General features: G+C 71.9%; 15 protein-coding genes, 1 pseudogene and 1 riboswitch. Of the genes and pseudogenes, 10 read left to right on the plus strand and 6 right to left on the minus strand.

Annotated features, from left to right (window positions below; genetic code table 11):
* Positions 1-235: 235 nt before the first annotated feature.
* The 3 genes from ACWDBB_RS07710 to ACWDBB_RS07720 are packed head-to-tail and all read right to left on the minus strand — an operon-like array spanning position 236 to position 3,464.
* Positions 236-1,312: a threonine aldolase family protein gene (locus ACWDBB_RS07710; protein WP_449788708.1), complete on the minus strand. Its 1,077-nt coding sequence runs from the start codon at positions 1,310-1,312 to the stop codon at positions 236-238.
* Positions 1,309-2,067 carry an SDR family NAD(P)-dependent oxidoreductase gene (locus tag ACWDBB_RS07715; protein WP_449788709.1) on the minus strand — a complete coding sequence of 253 codons (759 nt, stop codon included), beginning with the start codon at positions 2,065-2,067 and terminating at the stop codon, positions 1,309-1,311. The genes ACWDBB_RS07710 and ACWDBB_RS07715 overlap by 4 nt, the downstream gene beginning before the upstream one ends.
* Entirely contained in the window at positions 2,064-3,464 is a 1,401-nt protein-coding gene (locus ACWDBB_RS07720) for a DUF6421 family protein (RefSeq protein ID WP_449788710.1), read from the minus strand. Before ACWDBB_RS07720 ends, ACWDBB_RS07715 begins: the two co-directional genes overlap by 4 nt.
* Positions 3,465-4,008: 544 nt before the next feature.
* Between ACWDBB_RS07720 and ACWDBB_RS07725 the strand changes: the two genes are divergently transcribed.
* The 5 genes from ACWDBB_RS07725 (at position 4,009) to ACWDBB_RS07745 (ending at position 8,619) form a co-directional block, all read left to right on the plus strand.
* On the plus strand, positions 4,009-4,896 hold the full coding sequence (locus tag ACWDBB_RS07725) for an ABC transporter substrate-binding protein (RefSeq protein ID WP_449788711.1): 888 nt from the start codon (positions 4,009-4,011) through the stop codon (positions 4,894-4,896).
* A gap of 68 nt (positions 4,897-4,964) precedes the next feature.
* On the plus strand, positions 4,965-5,843 hold the full coding sequence (locus tag ACWDBB_RS07730; protein ID WP_449788875.1) for an amino acid ABC transporter permease: 879 nt from the start codon (positions 4,965-4,967) through the stop codon (positions 5,841-5,843).
* A complete protein-coding gene (locus tag ACWDBB_RS07735; RefSeq protein ID WP_449788712.1) occupies positions 5,840-6,598 on the plus strand; it encodes an amino acid ABC transporter ATP-binding protein in 759 nt (252 codons plus the stop codon). The genes ACWDBB_RS07730 and ACWDBB_RS07735 overlap by 4 nt, the downstream gene beginning before the upstream one ends.
* Positions 6,599-6,938: 340 nt before the next feature.
* Positions 6,939-7,493 carry a DUF5134 domain-containing protein gene (locus ACWDBB_RS07740; protein WP_449788713.1) on the plus strand — a complete coding sequence of 185 codons (555 nt, stop codon included), beginning with the start codon at positions 6,939-6,941 and terminating at the stop codon, positions 7,491-7,493.
* Between the two features lie 178 nt (positions 7,494-7,671).
* Positions 7,672-8,619: a M56 family metallopeptidase gene (locus ACWDBB_RS07745; protein ID WP_392875731.1), complete on the plus strand. Its 948-nt coding sequence runs from the start codon at positions 7,672-7,674 to the stop codon at positions 8,617-8,619.
* A gap of 66 nt (positions 8,620-8,685) precedes the next feature.
* Here the strand turns inward: ACWDBB_RS07745 and ACWDBB_RS07750 are convergent, their stop codons facing one another.
* Positions 8,686-9,120 (minus strand): MarR family winged helix-turn-helix transcriptional regulator, encoded by a 435-nt coding sequence (locus ACWDBB_RS07750; protein ID WP_449788714.1) that lies wholly within the window; start codon positions 9,118-9,120, stop codon positions 8,686-8,688.
* Between the two features lie 85 nt (positions 9,121-9,205).
* Between ACWDBB_RS07750 and ACWDBB_RS07755 the strand changes: the two genes are divergently transcribed.
* On the plus strand, positions 9,206-10,756 hold the full coding sequence (locus ACWDBB_RS07755; protein WP_449788715.1) for an MFS transporter: 1,551 nt from the start codon (positions 9,206-9,208) through the stop codon (positions 10,754-10,756).
* Positions 10,757-10,983: 227 nt separating this feature from the next.
* The gene (locus tag ACWDBB_RS07760) at positions 10,984-11,589 is read left to right on the plus strand and encodes a TetR/AcrR family transcriptional regulator (protein ID WP_449788716.1); all 606 of its coding nucleotides are present in this window, start codon (positions 10,984-10,986) and stop codon (positions 11,587-11,589) included.
* A gap of 78 nt (positions 11,590-11,667) precedes the next feature.
* Here the strand turns inward: ACWDBB_RS07760 and ACWDBB_RS07765 are convergent, their stop codons facing one another.
* Positions 11,668-12,534, minus strand: a complete 867-nt coding sequence (locus ACWDBB_RS07765) for a helix-turn-helix domain-containing protein (protein ID WP_188297256.1) — start codon at positions 12,532-12,534, stop codon at positions 11,668-11,670.
* Positions 12,535-12,952: 418 nt separating this feature from the next.
* On the opposite strand from ACWDBB_RS07765, the pseudogene ACWDBB_RS07770 reads away from it, so the two are divergent.
* Positions 12,953-13,423: pseudogene (locus tag ACWDBB_RS07770) on the plus strand (ATP-binding protein); the annotation flags it as partial.
* Positions 13,424-13,880: 457 nt separating this feature from the next.
* Here ACWDBB_RS07770 and ACWDBB_RS07775 read toward each other — a convergent pair.
* Complete coding sequence (locus ACWDBB_RS07775) at positions 13,881-14,144, minus strand: DUF397 domain-containing protein (protein WP_392875719.1); 264 nt, start codon at positions 14,142-14,144, stop codon at positions 13,881-13,883.
* A 558-nt stretch (positions 14,145-14,702) separates the two neighbouring features.
* On the opposite strand from ACWDBB_RS07775, the gene ACWDBB_RS07780 reads away from it, so the two are divergent.
* A complete protein-coding gene (locus ACWDBB_RS07780; protein WP_449788717.1) occupies positions 14,703-15,662 on the plus strand; it encodes a sirohydrochlorin chelatase in 960 nt (319 codons plus the stop codon).
* A gap of 517 nt (positions 15,663-16,179) precedes the next feature.
* A riboswitch (cyclic di-AMP (ydaO/yuaA leader) is annotated at positions 16,180-16,343 on the plus strand.
* Positions 16,330-17,634 carry a transglycosylase family protein gene (locus tag ACWDBB_RS07785; RefSeq protein ID WP_449788718.1) on the plus strand — a complete coding sequence of 435 codons (1,305 nt, stop codon included), beginning with the start codon at positions 16,330-16,332 and terminating at the stop codon, positions 17,632-17,634. (Overlaps the previous riboswitch by 14 nt.)
* Positions 17,635-17,641 lie beyond the last annotated feature (7 nt).

Raw genomic sequence — 17,641 nt, forward strand, 5'->3', positions numbered from 1 at the left:
GGACGCTTCCTTCGGACCGCCTTCCAGCGGACCCTCCGGGCTTCGTTCTTTCGTGTTTCCAGCTTATCAGACGCTTTCCGCTCCATTTACCGGAGTTTCATTCATCGGATTCGCTTTCCGCTTTGCCGCCCCGGTCTCCCGCGGCGACTCCGGAACTGTACGGGGACGGACCCGCCACATGCAAATCGTCCCGCCCCGCTGTCGCGGGACGGGACGATCCGTCGTTCGAGCGCCGTCAGGCGCGGCCCATCTCCTCGACGACGGCCGCCGCGAAGGCGTCGATGTCGGCCTCCGTGGTGTCGAAGGCGCACATCCAGCGGACCTCGCCGGTGTGCTCGTTCCAGAAGTAGAAGCGGTAGCGCTTCTGGAGTCGCTCGCTCACCTCACGCGGGAGGATCGCGTACACCGCGTTCGCCTGGACCGGGCGGACGACCTCGACGCCGTCGATCTTCCGGACCGCGGCCTCCAAGCGGCGGGCCATCGCGTTGGCGTGGCCGGCGTTGCGGAGGTAGAGGTCGCCGGAGAGCAGCGCCTCGAACTGGACGGAGACGAAGCGCATCTTCGAGGCGAGCTGCATCGAGGTCTTGCGCAGGTACTTGATGTTGCGCACCCGCTCCGGGTTGAGCACCACCACGACCTCGCCGAACAGCAGGCCGTTCTTCGTCCCGCCGAAGGAGAGCACGTCGACGCCCACGTCCGTGGTGAAGGCGCGCAGCGGCAGGTCGAGCGAGGCGGCGGCGTTGGCCAGGCGGGAGCCGTCCACGTGGACGAGCATGCCCAGCTGGTGGGCGTGCTCGGTGATCGCGCGGATCTCGTCGGCAGTGTAGAGGGTGCCGAGCTCGGTGCTCTGGGTGATGGAGACCGCGAGCGGCTGCGCGCGGTGCTCGTCGCCGAAGCCCCAGGCCTGCTGGTCCAGCAGCTCGGGGGTGAGCTTGCCGTCCGGGGTGGGGACGGTGAGCAGCTTGATGCCGCCCATCTTCTCCGGCGCGCCGCCCTCGTCCACGTGGATGTGGGCGGTCTCGGCGCAGACCACCGCGCCCCAGCGCGGGAGCAGCGACTGGAGGGCGACCACGTTGGCACCGGTGCCGTTGAAGACGGGGTAGGCCTCGGCCTTCTCGCCGAAGTGGCGGCGGAAGACCTCCTGGAGGTGCTCCGTGTAGTCGTCCTCGCCGTAGGCGACCTGGTGGCCGCCGTTGGCGAGGGCGATCGCGGCGAGGATCTCCGGGTGGACGCCGGCGTAGTTGTCGCTGGCGAAGCCCCGGACGGCGGGGTCGTGCCGCCGTACCGCGTCCGTACGGGTGGGGTCGGTCATCGTGGGGTCAACCACAGGTGCTGTCCGTTCAGTTCTGCTGCGGGGCGGTCCCAGAGGCCCGCGAGGTGTCCGGCGAGGTCGGCGGTGTCGGTGAAGCCGGCGAACTTCGCCTCCGGCTTCTCGGCCCGCATCTCGGGGCTGACCAGCGCCTTGATGACCAGGATCGCAGCCGCCGCGGTGGGCTCGCCGTCGGGGTCGGTGGTCTCCTTCTTGAAGGAGTCGGCCATGGCGAGGGTCCACGCCTCGGTGGCGGCCTTGGCGGCCGCGTAGGCGGCGCCGCCGGCGGTGGGCTTGTGCGCGGCCGAGGCGGAGATCATGGCGTAGCGGCCGGCGGTGCTGCGGACCAGCGCGGGCTGGAAGGCCAGCGAGGTGTGCTGGAGGGTGCGCACGACGGTGTCGTGCAGGAAGTCCCAGTCGTCCAGCCGGGTGTCGAAGAAGGTCTTGCTGCCGCGCCAGCCACCGACCAGGTGGAACAGGCCGTCGACGTGGCCGTGCTCGGACTCGAGGTGGTCGGCCCAGTCGTGGACCTCCTGCGGGTCGAGCAGGTCGATCACCTGGCCGCTGACCTTGGCTCCGCGGACGGCCACCCGGGTGGCGTCCAGGGCGGACTCCAGCCGCTGGGCGTCGATGTCGGCGCCGATGACGGTGGCGCCGTCGGCGGTGAGACGGCGCAGCACCGCGCGGCCGGCCGGGCCACTGGCTCCGGCGACGGCGATGACCTTGCCGGCCAGCGGGGCGTTGGTGGAGGTGGTCACGCGGCGGCTCCCTGGATCCCGGCGCCGGTGATGCCGGCGGTGGCGGCGATGACGCCGCTCAGCTTCTTGTTGAGGGCCTCGTAGAACATGCTCAGCGGGAACTCGTCCGGGAGCACGGCGTCGCACAGGGCCTTGTTGAGGGCCTTGCCATCGGTGATGTCGAGCGGCAGGGCCTCGGTGCCCTTCGCCCAGGTGGAGGCCGGGTGCGGGGTGAGGTAGCGGGAGACCAGCTCGTAGGCGGCGATCCAGTGGGCCGACTTGGGCCGGTCGATGCCGTCGCGGTAGAGGGTCTCGATCTCGGCGCAGAGCGCGTTGGTGACCTGCTGGGCGCGCTCCCAGTCGATGCTGAGGCGGTTGTCGCGCCAGCGCAGCGCGTCGTGCTTGTGCAGGTAGGCGAAGAGCAGCTGGCCGCCCATGCCGTCGTAGTTGCGCACCCGGTCGCCGGAGACCGGGAAGCGGAACAGGCGGTCGAAGAGGACCGCGTACTGGACGTCGCGGGCGTGCGGGTTGCCCTCGGCCTCCAGCTGCACCGCCTCCTTGAAGGTGGTGAGGTCGCAGCGGAGCTCCTCCAGGCCGTACATCCAGAACGGGCTGCGCTGCTTGATCATGAAGGGGTCGAACGGCAGGTCGCCGTGGCTGTGGGTGCGGTCGTGGATGAGGTCCCACAGGACGAAGGTCTCCTGCGCGCGCTGCTGGTCCTCGAGCAGGCCCTCGGCGTCTGCCGGGATCTCCAGGCCGAGCTGCTGGACGGCGCTGGTGGAGACGGCGCGGAAGCGGGCCGCCTCGCGGTCGCAGAAGATGCCACCCCAGGTGAAACGTTCCGGCGCCTTGCGCACGGCGACCGTCTCGGGGAAGAGCACGGCGGAGTTGGTGTCGTAGCCGGCGGTGAAGTCCGTGAAGGTGATCGGCACGAACATCGGGTTGTCGAAGCGGGTGCGCTCCAGCTCGGCCAGCCAGTCGGGCCACACGACGCGCAGCAGGACGGCTTCCAGGTTGCGGTCCGGGTTGCCGTTCTGGGTGTACATCGGGAAGACGACCAGGTGCTCGAGCCCGTCCTCGCGCTGGTCCGCGGGGTGGAAGGCGAGCAGCGAGTCCAGGAAGTCGGGCTCGCGGTAGCCGGTGTCGGCCCACTTGGCGAGGTCCGCGTCGACGGCGGCGAGGTAGGCGGCGTCGTGCGGGAAGTTCGGGGCGAGCTCCTCGACGGCGGCGCGGACGGTGGCGACCAGCGGGTCGACCGTGTGCCGCTGGACGGCGGACAGGTCGATCGAGCCGTCCTTCGACTGGAGCGGGCGCAGCGTCTCGACGGCCTCCTTCAGGCGCAGCCAGGCCGGGTGGCCGGCGAGGGTCGAGACCGGGGCGTCGGCCGCCACAGCGAGCCTTGGCGAAAGATTCTGCATCGTGGACTCACTTCGACAGGAGTTATTTCAACGAGCACACCATAAGTACGAAAGGTTCTCCTGTTCAAGGGGGGCAGGACCGGCAAAACTCCGGTGCACTGCCGCTCGGGCGTCGAAACCTTCGGCGGGAAGCGGGTTGTCCGGCATGTGGACTGTGATCTGGATGTTCTGGACAGATGTGCCGATCTGATGCGAACCTCCCGGCATGCTCCCGGCGGTGATCACGGTGGTCGAAAGCCACGACGGCCCCTTCCGGGCGCCCTCCCGTCGGCACGTCCACGGTCGGCACGTCTGCCGTCGCCGTCGCGCGCGCGGCCTGCGCTGCCGCTGTCGCCGCTGTTGTTGACCGGTTTGCCGCCGACCCGGCTGCCGCCGGTCCGGCTCGGGGGGCGCCGCGGACGCGCGCCCGTACGCCGACCATGCCGCGTGTGTTCCGGCGCCGCCACCGGGGGGAAGTGACCCGCCGGGATGCGGGCCGCCCGTCGCGCCTTCCCGTGCCCTCCTCGTTTCCCGTCCCCCGCCGGTCCTTCCCTGGAGCCCCGTCATGACCCTCCGCAAGCCGTCCGCCGTACTGCCCGTCGCCGCGCTGGTCGCCGCCGCGGCCGTGCTGACCGCCTGCGCACCGCAGGACTCGAAGTCCGACGCCGCCTCCGGTGCCTCGGGCGCGGCCGGTTCCGCGGCGGGCTGCGCGCCGGGGGCGCTGGCGACTCGCACCGCCGGGACGCTGACCATCGGCACCGACAAGCCCGCGTACGACCCGTGGTTCTCCGAGGACAAGCCGGAGAACGGCAAGGGCTTCGAGTCCGCCGTGGCCTACGCGGTCGCCGAGAAGCTCGGCTACCCGAAGGAGAAGGTCAGCTGGGTGGTCGCGCCGTTCAACAAGGCGACCGCGCCGGGCGCCAAGGACTTCGACTTCGACATCAACCAGGTGTCCGTCAGCGACGAGCGCAAGCAGGCGGTGGACTTCTCCTCCGGCTACTACGACGTGCGCCAGACCGTCATCGCGCTGAAGAACTCCAAGGCGGCGGGCGCGAAGAGCATCGCCGACCTCAAGGGCACCAAGCTGGGCGCACAGGTCGGCACCACGAGCCTGGAAACCATCACCGACACCATCAAGCCGAGCATCCAGCCGGCCGTCTTCGACTCCAACGACCTGGCCAAGGCCGCGCTCAAGAACGGCCAGATCGAGGCCCTCGTGGTGGACCTGCCGACGGCCTTCTACATCACCGGCGCCGAGGTGCCCGAGGCCCAGGTGGTCGGCCAGTTCGAGGCGACCGCGAAGGCCGAGCAGTTCGGCCTGGTGCTGGACAAGGGCTCCAGGCTGACCGGCTGCGTCTCGCAGGCGGTGGATGCGCTGCGCGCCGACGGCACGCTGGCGAAGCTGGAGAAGCAGTGGCTCTCCGACGCCGTCTCGGCACCGGTGCTGAAGTGAGCGCTGATCTGGCCCCCGAACTGAGCGGGGAGTCCTCCGGCGGCGCGGGTTCGAGCGGCGCGGGTTCGGTGGAGCTCGCCAAGGCGCCGGCCGTCGAGGACGGCTACCGCCCGTCCGAGCGCCGGCTGGCGCACGAGGCGTACCGGCGTTCCCGGGCCCGCCGCTCGGCGTTGATCGCCACCGCCTCGACCCTGGTGACGGCCGTGGTGCTGTACCTGCTGGTCGTCAACTCCCCCGGCTGGGAGGTGACTCGGCGGACCTTCTTCAACCTCGACTACGCCCGCCAGGCGCTGCCCGAGGTGTTGCGGGGGCTGCGGCTGAACCTTGAGCTGATGCTCGGCTGCGGGGCGCTGATCCTGCTGTTCGGGCTGCTGCTGGCGGTGCTGCGGACGCTGCGCGGGCCGGTCTTCCTGCCGGTGCGGCTGCTGGCCACCGCGTACGTGGACTTCTTCCTCGGGCTGCCGATGATCATCTGCCTGCTGGTGATGATCACCGGGGTGCCGGCGCTGCGGCTGACCGGGGTGACGACCGATCCGCTGCTGCTGGGCGGTGCGGCGCTGGTGCTGACGTACTCGGCGTACGTGTCGGAGGTGTTCCGCTCCGGCATCGAGTCGGTGCACCCCAGCCAGCGGGCCGCGGCCCGGTCGCTCGGGCTGACCAACGCGCAGGCGATGCGGTACGTGGTGCTGCCGCAGGCCGTCCGGCGCGTGGTGCCGCCGCTGCTCAACAACCTGGTGAGCCTCCAGAAGGACACCGGGCTGGTCTCGATCGGCGGCGCGATCGACGCGGTGTACGCGGCGAAGATCATCGCGGCGCGGTCGTTCAACTTCACGCCGTACCTGGTGGCGGGGCTGGTGTTCATCGTGCTGACCATTCCGCTGACCCGGTTCGCCGACTGGCTGACCGCCCGGATGAACCGCCGCCAGACACAGGGAGGTGCGGTGTGACGTCGAGCGAGGTGCTCCGGCTGGAGTCGGTGCGCAAGACCTTCGGCGGCCAGGTGGTGCTGCGCGACGTGGACATCACCGTGGCCGAGCACTCGGTGACGGCGCTGATCGGGGCCTCCGGCTCCGGCAAGTCCACGCTGATGCGCTGCGTCAACCTGCTGGAGGGGATCGACGACGGGGCGATCTTCCTGGACGGCGAGGAGATCACCGATCCGCGCACGGACGAGGACGCCGTGCGGCGCCGGATCGGCGTGGTGTTCCAGTCGTACAACCTGTTCCCCCATCTGACGGTGCTGGAGAACATCACGCTCGCGCCGCGCCGGGTGCACCGGGTCGCCCGGGCCGAGGCGCAGACGCGGGCGCTGGAACTGCTCGACCGGCTCGGGCTGGCGGCCAAGGCCAAGGAGTACCCGGACCGGCTCTCGGGCGGGCAGCAGCAGCGCGTCGCCATCGTGCGCGCGCTGGCCACCGGGCCGCGGCTGCTGCTCCTGGACGAGATCACCGCGGCGCTCGACCCGGTGCTGGTCGGCGAGGTGCTGTCGGTGGTGCGGGACCTCAAGGACCAGGGGATGACGATGGTCCTCTCCACCCACGAGATGGGGTTCGCCCGCGAGGTCGCCGACCAGGTCTGTTTCCTGGACGGCGGGGTGGTGCTCGAACAGGGGCCGCCGGAGCAGGTGTTCGGCGATCCGCAGGAGGAGCGGACCCGGCGGTTCCTCAGCCGGGTGGTCGCCTCGGGGCGGCTCCAGGGCTGAGCGCCCCTCGCGCCGGAGGCGGCCTTGGGGTGCGGCCGGGTGTGCGGCAGGTGTGCGGCCGGGGCCTTCGCAACGGTGGGCACTACCGTGCGCCCCCGTACGCGCTCTGGTCGCGCGCTGCCGGGTGCGGTGATCGTGGACCGGACGTCCGTCGCCGCGCACGGGGGTCGGCGAACAGGCGACAGCTGACGGACGACGGATGACAGCTGACAAGTGACAGCTGACAGATTTCATCATCTGTTCGCTGAACGCTGTTCGTCGTCGGCTGTCGTCTGTCGGCTGCCATCTGTCCGCTGTCGTCTGTTCGCCCCCCGTCGCCCACCGCCCCGGGAGGCCGCCGTTGCACGGACCCACCCTGGTCAACTGGCTCCTCGCCCTCCTCGCCGCCGGGGCCGGCACCTCCTGCCTGACCCGGCTTCGCCACTCCCCCTGTGCCCCGGGCGGCACGCACCGACCGCTCGCCCGGGAGTCCGACGCCGCCGAGGCCCTGATGGGGCTCGGCATGGCCGCGATGGCCATCACCGGCGCCACCGTCCCACCCGCCGTCTGGGCCGGACTCTTCGGCCTCCCCGCCGCCGCCTTCCTGCTCGCCGCCGCCCACGCCCCGGCCGGCCGGGCACACCGGCTGCACCACGCGGTCGGCGCGCTCGCCATGACGTACATGGGCCTCGCGATGTCGACCGCCTCAGGCCACGGCCACCGGCACGCCGCCGCCCTGGGCCTTCCGGTGCTGACCGGCGTGCTCCTCCTCTACTTCGGCGGCTACACGCTCTGGACCGGGAGCCGGCTGCTGCGCACGCCGGCGGGCACCCTCGCGGTCGGCACCGCCGGACTGCCGCAGGCCTGTCGACTCACCATGGGGATCGGCATGTTCGCCATGCTCCTGACCATGTGACGACCGCGCACCAGGCCCGCCGCCCCGCCCGCCGACCCGGTCGCCGACACCCCAAGACCCCCGCGCGGGCGTGGCGTTGGTCACTGGCCCGTCGAAAGCCGTTCCACCGGGCGTCGCCAGCGCATAGGTTGGCAGGGAGCGCGTTGTCGCGTTCCGTGCGTACTCGGGGAGCCCATCGATGCCTGCCCTGATCGGCCTGCTGCTGCTCGGCCTGCTGCTCTCGACCGTCGCGCCCCGGCTGTTGTCCCGAGCCCGCTGGGCGGAGCGCGAACCGGTGCTGGCCCTGCTGGTGTGGCAGTGCCTGGTGGTGGCTGTGCTGCTCTGCTGCGCGCTGGGCCTGCTGCTGGCCGCCTCCGCCGCCCTGCCGGAACTGCGCGCGCTGGTGTTCGCGGGCGCACCGCACGGCGTGGAAGCCGCATACGCCCTCCAGGACGGCGAGGGCTGGGGACGGCTGTGCGCCGCGGTACTGGCCGCGGGCGGGGTGCAGACGGTGCTGGCGCTCACCCGGGAGGTCCGTACGGCCAAGGCGCTGCGCGATCGCCGGCACGCCCAACTGTCGACCCGTTCCCCGGAGTTGCCGGACACCATCGAGGCCGCGCGGAGCCGCCGGGAGCGGCTGGTGGTGCTGGAGAACGTCCGCCCGGAGGCGTGGTCGCTGCCCGGCCCGGACTCCCGGCTGGTGGTCACCACCGGCGCCCTCCAGCAGCTGACCGACCGGGAGCTGGCGGCGGTGCTGAGCCATGAGCGGGGCCACGTCCGGGCGCGGCACCACTGGCTCCAGCAGTTCGCCCAGGCGCTCGCCTCCGGCTTCCCCGGGGTCGGCGTGTTCAGGGCGTTCCGGGACCAGGTCGCGGAGCTGGTCGAGCTGGCCGCCGACGACCGGGCCGCCCGCCGACACGGCCGGCACACCACCGCCCTCGCGCTGGCCGAACTCAACCTGGACCGCGGGGTGTTCGGCTCCTGCCCGCCCGGCCTGGCGCAGTCCCCGAAGCGGGTGGACCGGCTGCTCGCGGGCCGTCCGCGGCTCTCCGTCCCGCACCGGCTGCGGCTCACCCTGGCGGCACTCGCCGCGCCCGCCGTGGTTCTCCTGCTGGCCGCGGCGCCGGGACTTCACTCACTGCTCTGAGGCGCCGAGCGCCGCCGCGGGGCCGCGGGGCTGACTCCGCCCCGGCGAAGCACCCCTGACGGACAGTCAACCGGCAGGGGGTGGCGCGCAGGAGGGGCCTGGCCCATCACCGAGGGTCTGCTCCAGCACCCGGCGGTGGAACGGCCTGGCCTGCTCGTAGCGCTCCCGACCGCCCTCCGTGAGGGCGAGCAGGACACCTCGCCGGTCGCGTTCGCACATCGCCCTGGTGACCAGCCCGGCCTTCTCCAGGCGGGCGATCAGCCGGGAGAGCGCGCTCTGACTCAGGTGGACGGTGTGGGCGAGCTCGCTCACCCGCACCGCGGGCCTGCCGCCACCGCACTCCTCGACGAGGCGCTCCAGCACCTCGAACTCACTCATGCCCAGCCCGTACCGGTCGCCCAGCTCGCGGTCGAGCGCGCAGGCCGTGGCGGCCTGCCGGGCCAGCAGCTCGCGCCACTGCGCGACGAGACCGGCCTCCGCCGGGGAGTCGAGTTCAGCCACCCCACCACTTTAGCATGCACAGGCAATTGTTGCAGCTACATTTAATGCTCTTGCATTCAATGCATGTGCATGTACTGTCCTCCCCATGACCACCGCGACCGTCACGTCACCCGACGCCCCGTCAACCAGCGGGCCGCACTGGACTCCCCGCCTCTGGGGCACCCTGATCGTGCTCTGCGCCGCCATGTTCCTGGACGCCCTGGACGTCTCCATGGTGGGCGTCGCCCTGCCGTCCATCGGCGCCGACCTGCACCTGTCCACCTCCGCCCTGCAGTGGGTGGTCTCCGGCTACGTACTCGGCTACGGCGGCCTGCTGCTGCTCGGCGGCCGCGCCGCCGACCTGCTCGGCCGCCGCCGGGTGTTCCTGGTGGCCCTGGGCGTGTTCGCCGCCGCCTCACTCGTCGGCGGCCTGGTCGACGACGGCGGCCTGCTGATCGCGGCCCGCTTCCTCAAGGGTGTCAGCGCCGCCTTCACCGCCCCGGCCGGCCTGTCGATCATCACCACGACCTTCGCGGAGGGCCCGGCCCGCAACCGCGCGCTGTCGATCTACACCACCTGCGGCGCCAGCGGCTTCTCGCTCGGACTGGTGCTCAGCGGCCTGCTCACCTCGGTCGGCTGGCGCTGGACCTTCCTGATGCCCGTCCCGGTCGCGCTGCTCGCCCTGCTCTTCGCCGTCCGGCTGCTCCCCCGGCCGGTCGAGGAGCGCGCCAAGGGCGGCTACGACGCGCTGGGCGCGATCACCGGCACCGCGACCGTTCTGCTGCTGGTCTTCACCGTCACCGAGGCCCAGGGCGTCGGCTGGCTGAGCCCGCGCACCCTGGGCTCGCTGCTCGTCGTCGCCGCGCTGGCCGCCGCCTTCCTCCGGGTGGAGAGCCGCACCGCGCACCCGCTGGTCCGGCTCGGCATCTTCCGCAACGGCTCGGTCGCCCGGGCCAACGTGGTCGCCTTCGCGATGACCGGCGCGTACGGCGGGTTCCAGTTCGTGGTCACCCTCTACCTCCAGCACCTGCTCGGCTGGTCGGCCCTGGAGATGGCCCTCGGGCTGCTCCCCGCCGGGGCCATCATCGCGCTCTCGGCCCCCTTCATGGGCCCGATCGTGGACCGCTTCGGCACCGGGCGGCTGCTGCCGATCGGCGTGTTCTCGCTGGTCGCCGCGTTCGCGCTGTTCCTGCGGCTGGACGAGCACAGCTCGTACCCGGGCCTGGTGCTGCCCTCGATGCTGCTGCTCGGCGTGGGCTTCGCGTTCGCCTTCCCTTCGGTGAACATCGCCGCCACCGCCGGCGTGGCCGACGAGGAGCAGGGCCTGGCCTCGGGCCTGGTGAACACCGCCATCCAGGTCGGCACCGCGGTGGTGCTGGCCGGAGCGACGGCGATGATCACGGCCGGCAGCGCGGGCGGCGACGGTCCGCAGGCCCAGCTGGACGGCTACCGGCCGGCGCTGCTGTTCGTCACGGCGGTCGCACTCCTCGGCCTGGTGGTCGCGGCGGTGGGCGCCGTGGTCGACCGGCGCCGCGCGTCGACTCCCGTGACCGAGCCGAACACCGTGGCCAAGCCGAACCCCGTGACCGCGCCTGACCCCGTGAGCGCACCGGTCGGGTCGACCGAGGCCAGGGCCGAAGTCCTGACCGGGCACTGACCCCCCGGCCCCGCGCGGTCGGCATCCGGGCCGCGGGGCCATGGAGCCGGCTCCACCAAACCCCCGTGTCGGTGGAGCCGGCCGTCTTCGTGGCGGCCGCCCGGACCACGCCCCTCGGGGCACGGTTCCTCGGTGCGGCTTTCGGCTCCGCAAGTATATTGGCTCGAAACCAATGAACGTTCGGAGCAGACACGATGGCACCTCGCGGGGATTCGGTCAATGAGGAGATGCGGCAGCGCTCCCGCCGCCGCATCATGCGGGCCACCGTCGAGCTGGTCGACCAGCGCGGCTACGCGGGCACCACGCTGACCGACATCGCCGAGCGGGCCGGGCTCGCCCGCGGGCTGCTCTCCTACTACTTCGACGGAAAACGGCTGCTGATGCAGTCCGCGACGCACCGGATGATGCACCAGGCGCTGGCGGGCGCGCTGGCGGAACTGGCCCCCGACTCCTCCCCCGACGCCCGGCTGGCCCGGGCGATCGACGCCGTGCTCGGACTGGCACTGGACCACCCCCGGGTGATGCGCTCCCACCTGGCACTGATCCTCGACCCGGACACCGGCGCCTTCGTCCAGGACCCCGAGCAGCAACAGCTCGGCGCGATCCTCCAGGGGCTGCTGCGGGACTGGGGCGCACCCGACCCGGTCGCCGAGCACGCGGTACTGCGCAGCGCGCTGATGGGCGGTTGCATCGGGGTGCTGCTGCCGGGCGCCGAGATCCCGCTGGCACCGATCCGGGCCGACCTCTTCCGCCGCTACGACCTGCCCTGGGAGCTGGGCCGCCCGCCGCAGCCGTCGCCGCCGGAACGCGAACGGCCGCCGGCCCGCAGCTGACCGCGGGTGGGCGGCCTGGCGACCGACTGCCGGGGGCCTCGTGGGAGAGGGGGTTCACAGGCCCCGGACGGCAGCGACTCAGCGTTCCTTCAGGATCGAGGCGAGCAGGTCGATCGTGCGCTCCGGCGTGAGACTGTCCACGCAGAGCCGTTCCATGACCTGGATGTAGGCGTCGACGTCGTCGCGCTTGTCCAGGTAGAGGGCACTGGTGAGCTGCTCCAGGTAGACCACGTCCGCGAGGTCCTGCTCCGGGAAGCGCAGGATCGTGAACGCCCCGGACTCGCCCGCGTGCGCGCCGAACCGGAACGGCATGACCTGGATCACCACGTTGGCCTGCTCGGCGACGTCGATCAGGTACTGCACCTGACCGCGCATCACCTTGGGCCCGCCGACCGGCCGGCGCAGCGCGGCCTCGTCGATGACCGCCCACAGGCGCGGGCTGGCGCCCTCGGCCAGCAGCTTCTGGCGGCGCAGCCGGAGGCTGACCCGCCGTTCGACCTCCTCCTCGCTGATGACCGGCCGACTCTGGCCGAAAACCGCCCGTGCGTACTCCTCGGACTGGAGCAGCCCGGGGATGAACTGCACCTCGTAGGTGCGGATCAGCTGGGCGGCCTCCTCCAGGCCGACGTAGGTCTGGAACCAGCCCGGCAGCACGTCGTTGAAGCTGTGCCACCAGCCGGACTTGTTGGCCTCGCGGACGAGGCCGAGCAGGGCTTCCCGCTCGATGCCGTCGTCCACGCCGTACAGGCTGAGCAGGTCGGCGACGTCACGCTCCTTGAAGCTGACGCGGCCGAGTTCCATGCGGCTGATCTTGGACTCGGAGGCCCGGATCGCGTAGCCCGCGTCCTCGCGGGTGATGCCGCGCGCCTCGCGCAGGCGGCGCAGCTGCGAGCCGAGGAGGATCCGGCGGACCATCGAGCCGCCGCCCGGCTGAACTGTGGTCATGCGGTCGAAACCTCCACCTAGGGCAAACAGCGCACAGTCTGCCATCAGTTGAGCGCTCACGGTGCCGATACTGACGGATGTTCCTATCAGTTCTACGCTCCACACACCAGGATGCACGTGCATTCGGCGCTTGCATATGCCAATAGTGCGACTGCACGTGAATCGACTCTTGCATCTGCAGTGAGCGCACACCACCATGGTGCACGTGCACCTGCACATCCCTGGCAATCCCGCGGGCTCCGCGTCGACCCCACGCGCGACTCCGTGCACCGACCCGACGGCGTCCCCCGCGTCATCGGGCGTTCGAGTGCGCGCGCGCCTGGTCGAGGGGGCGGCCGAGCGGCCGAGCGAGTCGGAGGTGACCGGCATGACCCCGGCGGGTCCAGCCGTGTCCGCCCCCTTATGGGAGGAGCTCTTCATGAGCACCGGTACGGCCTTGGCGGTTGACCCCCTTGTGGTCACCTGCACGCTCGCTCCTCGTTTCGAAGCCGTCAGAACCGCGCGCGACTTCGCTCGGACCACGCTCCAGCGCTGGGGCCTGACGGAGCTGTTCGACGACGTCGCGCTGGTGGCCTCGGAACTCGTGACCAACGCGCTCCGGCATGCGATCGGCGCACGGCCCGACCCGTCGGGCGGCGCCCAGGGCGAGTACGACTTTCCCATACAGCCGACCGCGGACGGCCGGCTCCCGATCCGAATAAGCCTCGTGCACCGCGCACCCCAGGTGGTCTGCGCGGTGAGCGATCCGAGCAGCATCGGCCCGGTCGCCCGGGAGGCCGACTTCGTCGCCGAGTCGGGCCGCGGGCTGCACCTGGTGGAGTCGTTCAGCCGCTCCTGGGGCTGGCACCCGCTGGGCAGCGGCAAGGTGGTCTGGGCGATGTTCGAGGCGGAGACGGTCGGCGGCTGCCCGCTGGACGGACACCCCGGGCTCGGCGGCCGCTCACCGCTCGACGGGCCCGTCGAGGTCGGCGGACGGCATCGGCGCTCGGCCTAGGACGGGCCGCGCAGGCGGAACGGATCCGTGCACCCGGGACGGACCCCGCCACCCGGGACGGGCCCCTGCGCCTGACGGCGTGTGGCCGGTCGCGGAAGCCCCGGGAGGACCACACCCCGGGCCCTTCCACCAGGCCCCGCCGAGACCTTCCGGTGCCGCCGACCAGTGAGCGGCCCGGGGCGACGGGACGGCCGCACGGCCCCTTGGGACGCCGCCGGACGAGGCCTCCGCAGAGGGGGTCGTTCGCAGAAGGGGCCTTCCGGAGAAGGGGGCGCCCGGAGAAGGAAAAGACAAAGGCCGTCGTGGTGTCGGCACCCACGACGGCCCCCCGATGGTGGAGCACGGCGGCCGGTCAGACCGCCAGGTGGTCGAACTCCCCGTCCTTCGCCCCCAGCAGCAGGGCGGCGATCTCGGCCCGGGTGTAGATGAGGGCCGGTCCGTCCGGGAAGCGCGAGTTGCGCATCGCCACGTCGCCGCCCGGCAGGGCCGCGAATTCGACGCAATTGCCCTGGGAGTTGCTGTGCAGACTCTTCTGCCAGACCACCCCCTGGAGATCGGCGGCGGCCATCCCGTTGTAGGTGTCGTACGAACCGTGCGTGTCCTGCGAGTCGTGCATAGAAGTCTCCCGAAGAGCTCCGGAGTTGTCGTCCAGCGCGGCGCCCCCGGCACCGCCGAAACGAACGGACCGGCCCCGTACCGGTCCGGCACAACGCCTCACTTGACGCGATGATAGCTGCAGTGCACGTGCATCAGCACGAGACATTGCAGGTGCACGAGGCCTTTTATTCGCAGGCGCGAACTCTTCACGGACCCTTCTCCTGACGGTACGTAAACGGACATAGCCGATGGAATCGCCGGGTTCGCGATAACCGGCCGTGAGCACTTCCCCGCCGAATGTTGATCTTCGAATGCCGGGAGTCGCACGCCCGTGACCCTCAGTCAAACCACCCCCGTGCTGTGAGACATCTCACGCGCCCCGGGTGCAACGCCCGCCCCTCGGATCACGTCGAGGCAATCACCGGCGACCGTACGGGGGTTGGGCGAAGAATGTCCGGATTGTAGGCAAAACGCCCGGACCGGCGCCGAGGACGCGCCGGGTCCGCACCGCGCTCGCGTGAATCCCGCACGGCAGCCGACTGCAAGCCTGACGGGCAGATGTCCTACGATCTCCGGCATGAGCACCGCAGCCATCCCGGGCGCGCCACTGCCCGTCCGCACTCCAGGCTCCCGTGCGCGGGGGCGCCACCGTCGTCCCGAGCGCCCCGAGATCCCGGCCGGCGCCCCGGCCCTGGTGCTCGCCGTGCCCGCGACCGCCGGGCCCGAGTCCCGCTCGGTCGTCGAGGAGCTGCTCTCGATCGTCCGCACCGAGCAGAACGGCGTCCAGACCGCGGTCGGCTACCTCCCGGGTGACGGCACCGAGGGCGCGGACGGCGAGGACCGCACCGTGGCCGAGCTGCTGACCCTGGCCGCCGAGGCCGGGCTGCCGATGCCCGTCCTGGTGCCGCTGGTGCCCGGCCCGCACACCTTCCTGACCGAGCTTCACGCGCTCGCCGCCGAGTACGGCGCGCCCGTCACCGACCCGCTGGGCCCGCACCCGCTGCTGGCCGAGGCCGTGCACGTCCGGCTGTCCGAGGCCGGGCTGGCCCGGGCCGACCGCGCCCGGCTGTTCGCCATCGCGACCGCCGCGGACGGCGTGGTGCTGACCACCGTCGGCGGCGAGGACGCTGCCGCCGCGGCCGGCATCACCGGCGTGCTGCTGGCCGCCCGACTGGCCGTGCCGGTCGTCGCCGCCGCGCTCGACGTGCCCGGCTCGGTGGCCGCGGCCGTCAACCACCTCAAGGAGACCGGCTCGCAGCGCCCGGCGCTGGCCCCGCTGGTGATCGGCCCGGAGGCGGACTCCGAGCTGCTCGCCACCGCCGCCGAGGAGACCGGCTGCCCGTCGGCCGCGCCGCTGGGCTCGTACCCGTCGGTCGGCCAGCTGATCGCCTCCACGTACCTGGCCGCGCTGCCCACGCCGTCCCCGGAGGACCTGGCGCGGGCCGAGGCGGAGGCGGCGGCCGCCGCCGAGGCCGAGGGGGTCGTGGAGGGTGCTCGCGGCGCCCACGCGGCCGCCGAGGCGCCCGCCGGGCAGTAGTTCGACTCCGCGCGCCGCTCGGCGCGCTCCGAAGGGCCCGGAACGGCTTGCGTTCCGGGCCCTTCGCTCTATCCCTCCCACCGCCCGCGCGTCGTCCCTCCCGGATCGCCCCTCCCGCGTCACCCTCCCGCCCGGATGCGGACGGCAATGACGACGATGACGCGAAAAATAGCGCGGAATGTCCGTTCTGGTGGCATTTGAAAGGGAATAGGGAGCGCAGGCCCAGGTGTTCGAATCGCGCCCACTCCCCCACCGCCAGGGTGCGCCGGCTCCGCGACTCGGCGCGGTGTCACATCAGCTCTGAGGTGGAGCCAGTTGTCGACTCCAGCAACGACATTGCCCGAAAACGATCATTTACGATCATGGATGGCGGCAATTTTGGCAGTTCCCACTAAACCGTGATGCGCATCACAGTGGTTTGCAGTTTGAACTTGAGTCTGATTAACGTGCTCCCCGTTCGTGACCACACGAACCCGGTTCATCCGCAACGCCGAGTCCTGCCGTCGGATGTCCTGGCAGCGCGAAAACGCACCACGGCAGGAGCGGGGGACCCACAGGTAAGTCGCCCCGGACCGGTCTGCGGAACGGTCCAGGGCTAGGGGTGAAGCCGCGCCCACCGGCGCGGCCGGGCAACTCCAGCCCGAATCCGACAGCTCACCTCGCAGGCGTGGGAGAGGACTCCGTCTTCATGCTGCCCACCAACGGCACCAGCCTGCCCGGCCGAACCCGCCGCGTGATCGCCGCCCTCGGCGTCGCGGGCGTCGGCCTCACCGTCCCCTGCCTCACCCCGGGCACCGCCTCGGCCGCCTCCGTCGCCACCTGGGACAAGGTCGCCCAGTGCGAGAGCGGCGGCAACTGGAGCATCAACACCGGCAACGGCTTCTACGGCGGCCTCCAGTTCACCTCCAGCACCTGGTCCGCCTTCGGCGGCACCGCCTACGCGACGCGCGCCGACCTGGCCACCAAGGACCAGCAGATCGCGATCGCCGAGAAGGTCCTCGCCTCGCAGGGCCCGGGTGCCTGGCCCGTCTGCTCCGTCAAGGCCGGCCTGGCCAAGGGCGGCACCCCGGCCGCCGTCGACACCTCGGCGGGCTCGGCCACGGGCTCGACCCCTTCCAAGCCCGCCGCGCCCGTCCAGAGCGCCAAGCCGGCCACTCCGGCCGCGACGCCCCAGGCCCCCGCCACGAAGCCCGCCGCGCCCGCCCAGGACGGCGCGCAGGCCACCGCCGGCTCCACCGCCTCCGGCAACCGCGGCGACTGGGTCCAGAAGCGTCAGCAGCAGGCCCAGGGCGGCGACTACACCGTGGTCGAGGGCGACTGGCTGTCCTCGATCGCCGACCAGCACAATGTGCGGGGCGGCTGGCAGCGGCTGTACGAGCTCAACCGCGGCACCCTGACCGAGGGCCCGGACACCATCTACCCGGGCCAGCAGCTGTCCTTCGGCGGTGCGACCGGCTCGGACTCCACCGGGTCCGACCGCTCCCAGAAGTCCGGCCAGTCCGCGAACGGCGGTGCCGTGAACGCCCAGCCGACCGCGCAGACCCCGGCCCCGGCCGCCAAGCCGGCCGCCAAGCCCGCGCCGCAGGCCCAGACCCAGGCTCCGGCCGCCACTGGCAGCATGGCCGCCGCGGTCGCCTTCGCCGAGTCGAAGATCGGTCAGGCGTACGTCTACGGTGGCACCGGCAACGGCGGCTGGGACTGCTCCGGTCTGACCCAGGCCGCGCTGCGCGCCGCGGGCATCTCCGTCCCGCGCGTCGCCGCCGACCAGGCCGCCGCCAGCACCCACGTCTCGCTGGACAGCCTCAAGCCGGGCGACCTGCTGTTCTGGTCCAACAACGGCAAGGACTCCGGCGTCTACCACGTCGCGATCTACGTCGGCAACGGCAAGTACGTCGAGGCCGCCAACCCGAGCTCGGGCGTCCGCGAGCAGAGCATCGCCAACTGGGCCCCGGACTTCGCCGGCCGGGTCTGAGAACGGC

The organism is Kitasatospora sp. NPDC001095 (assembly GCF_053598615.1).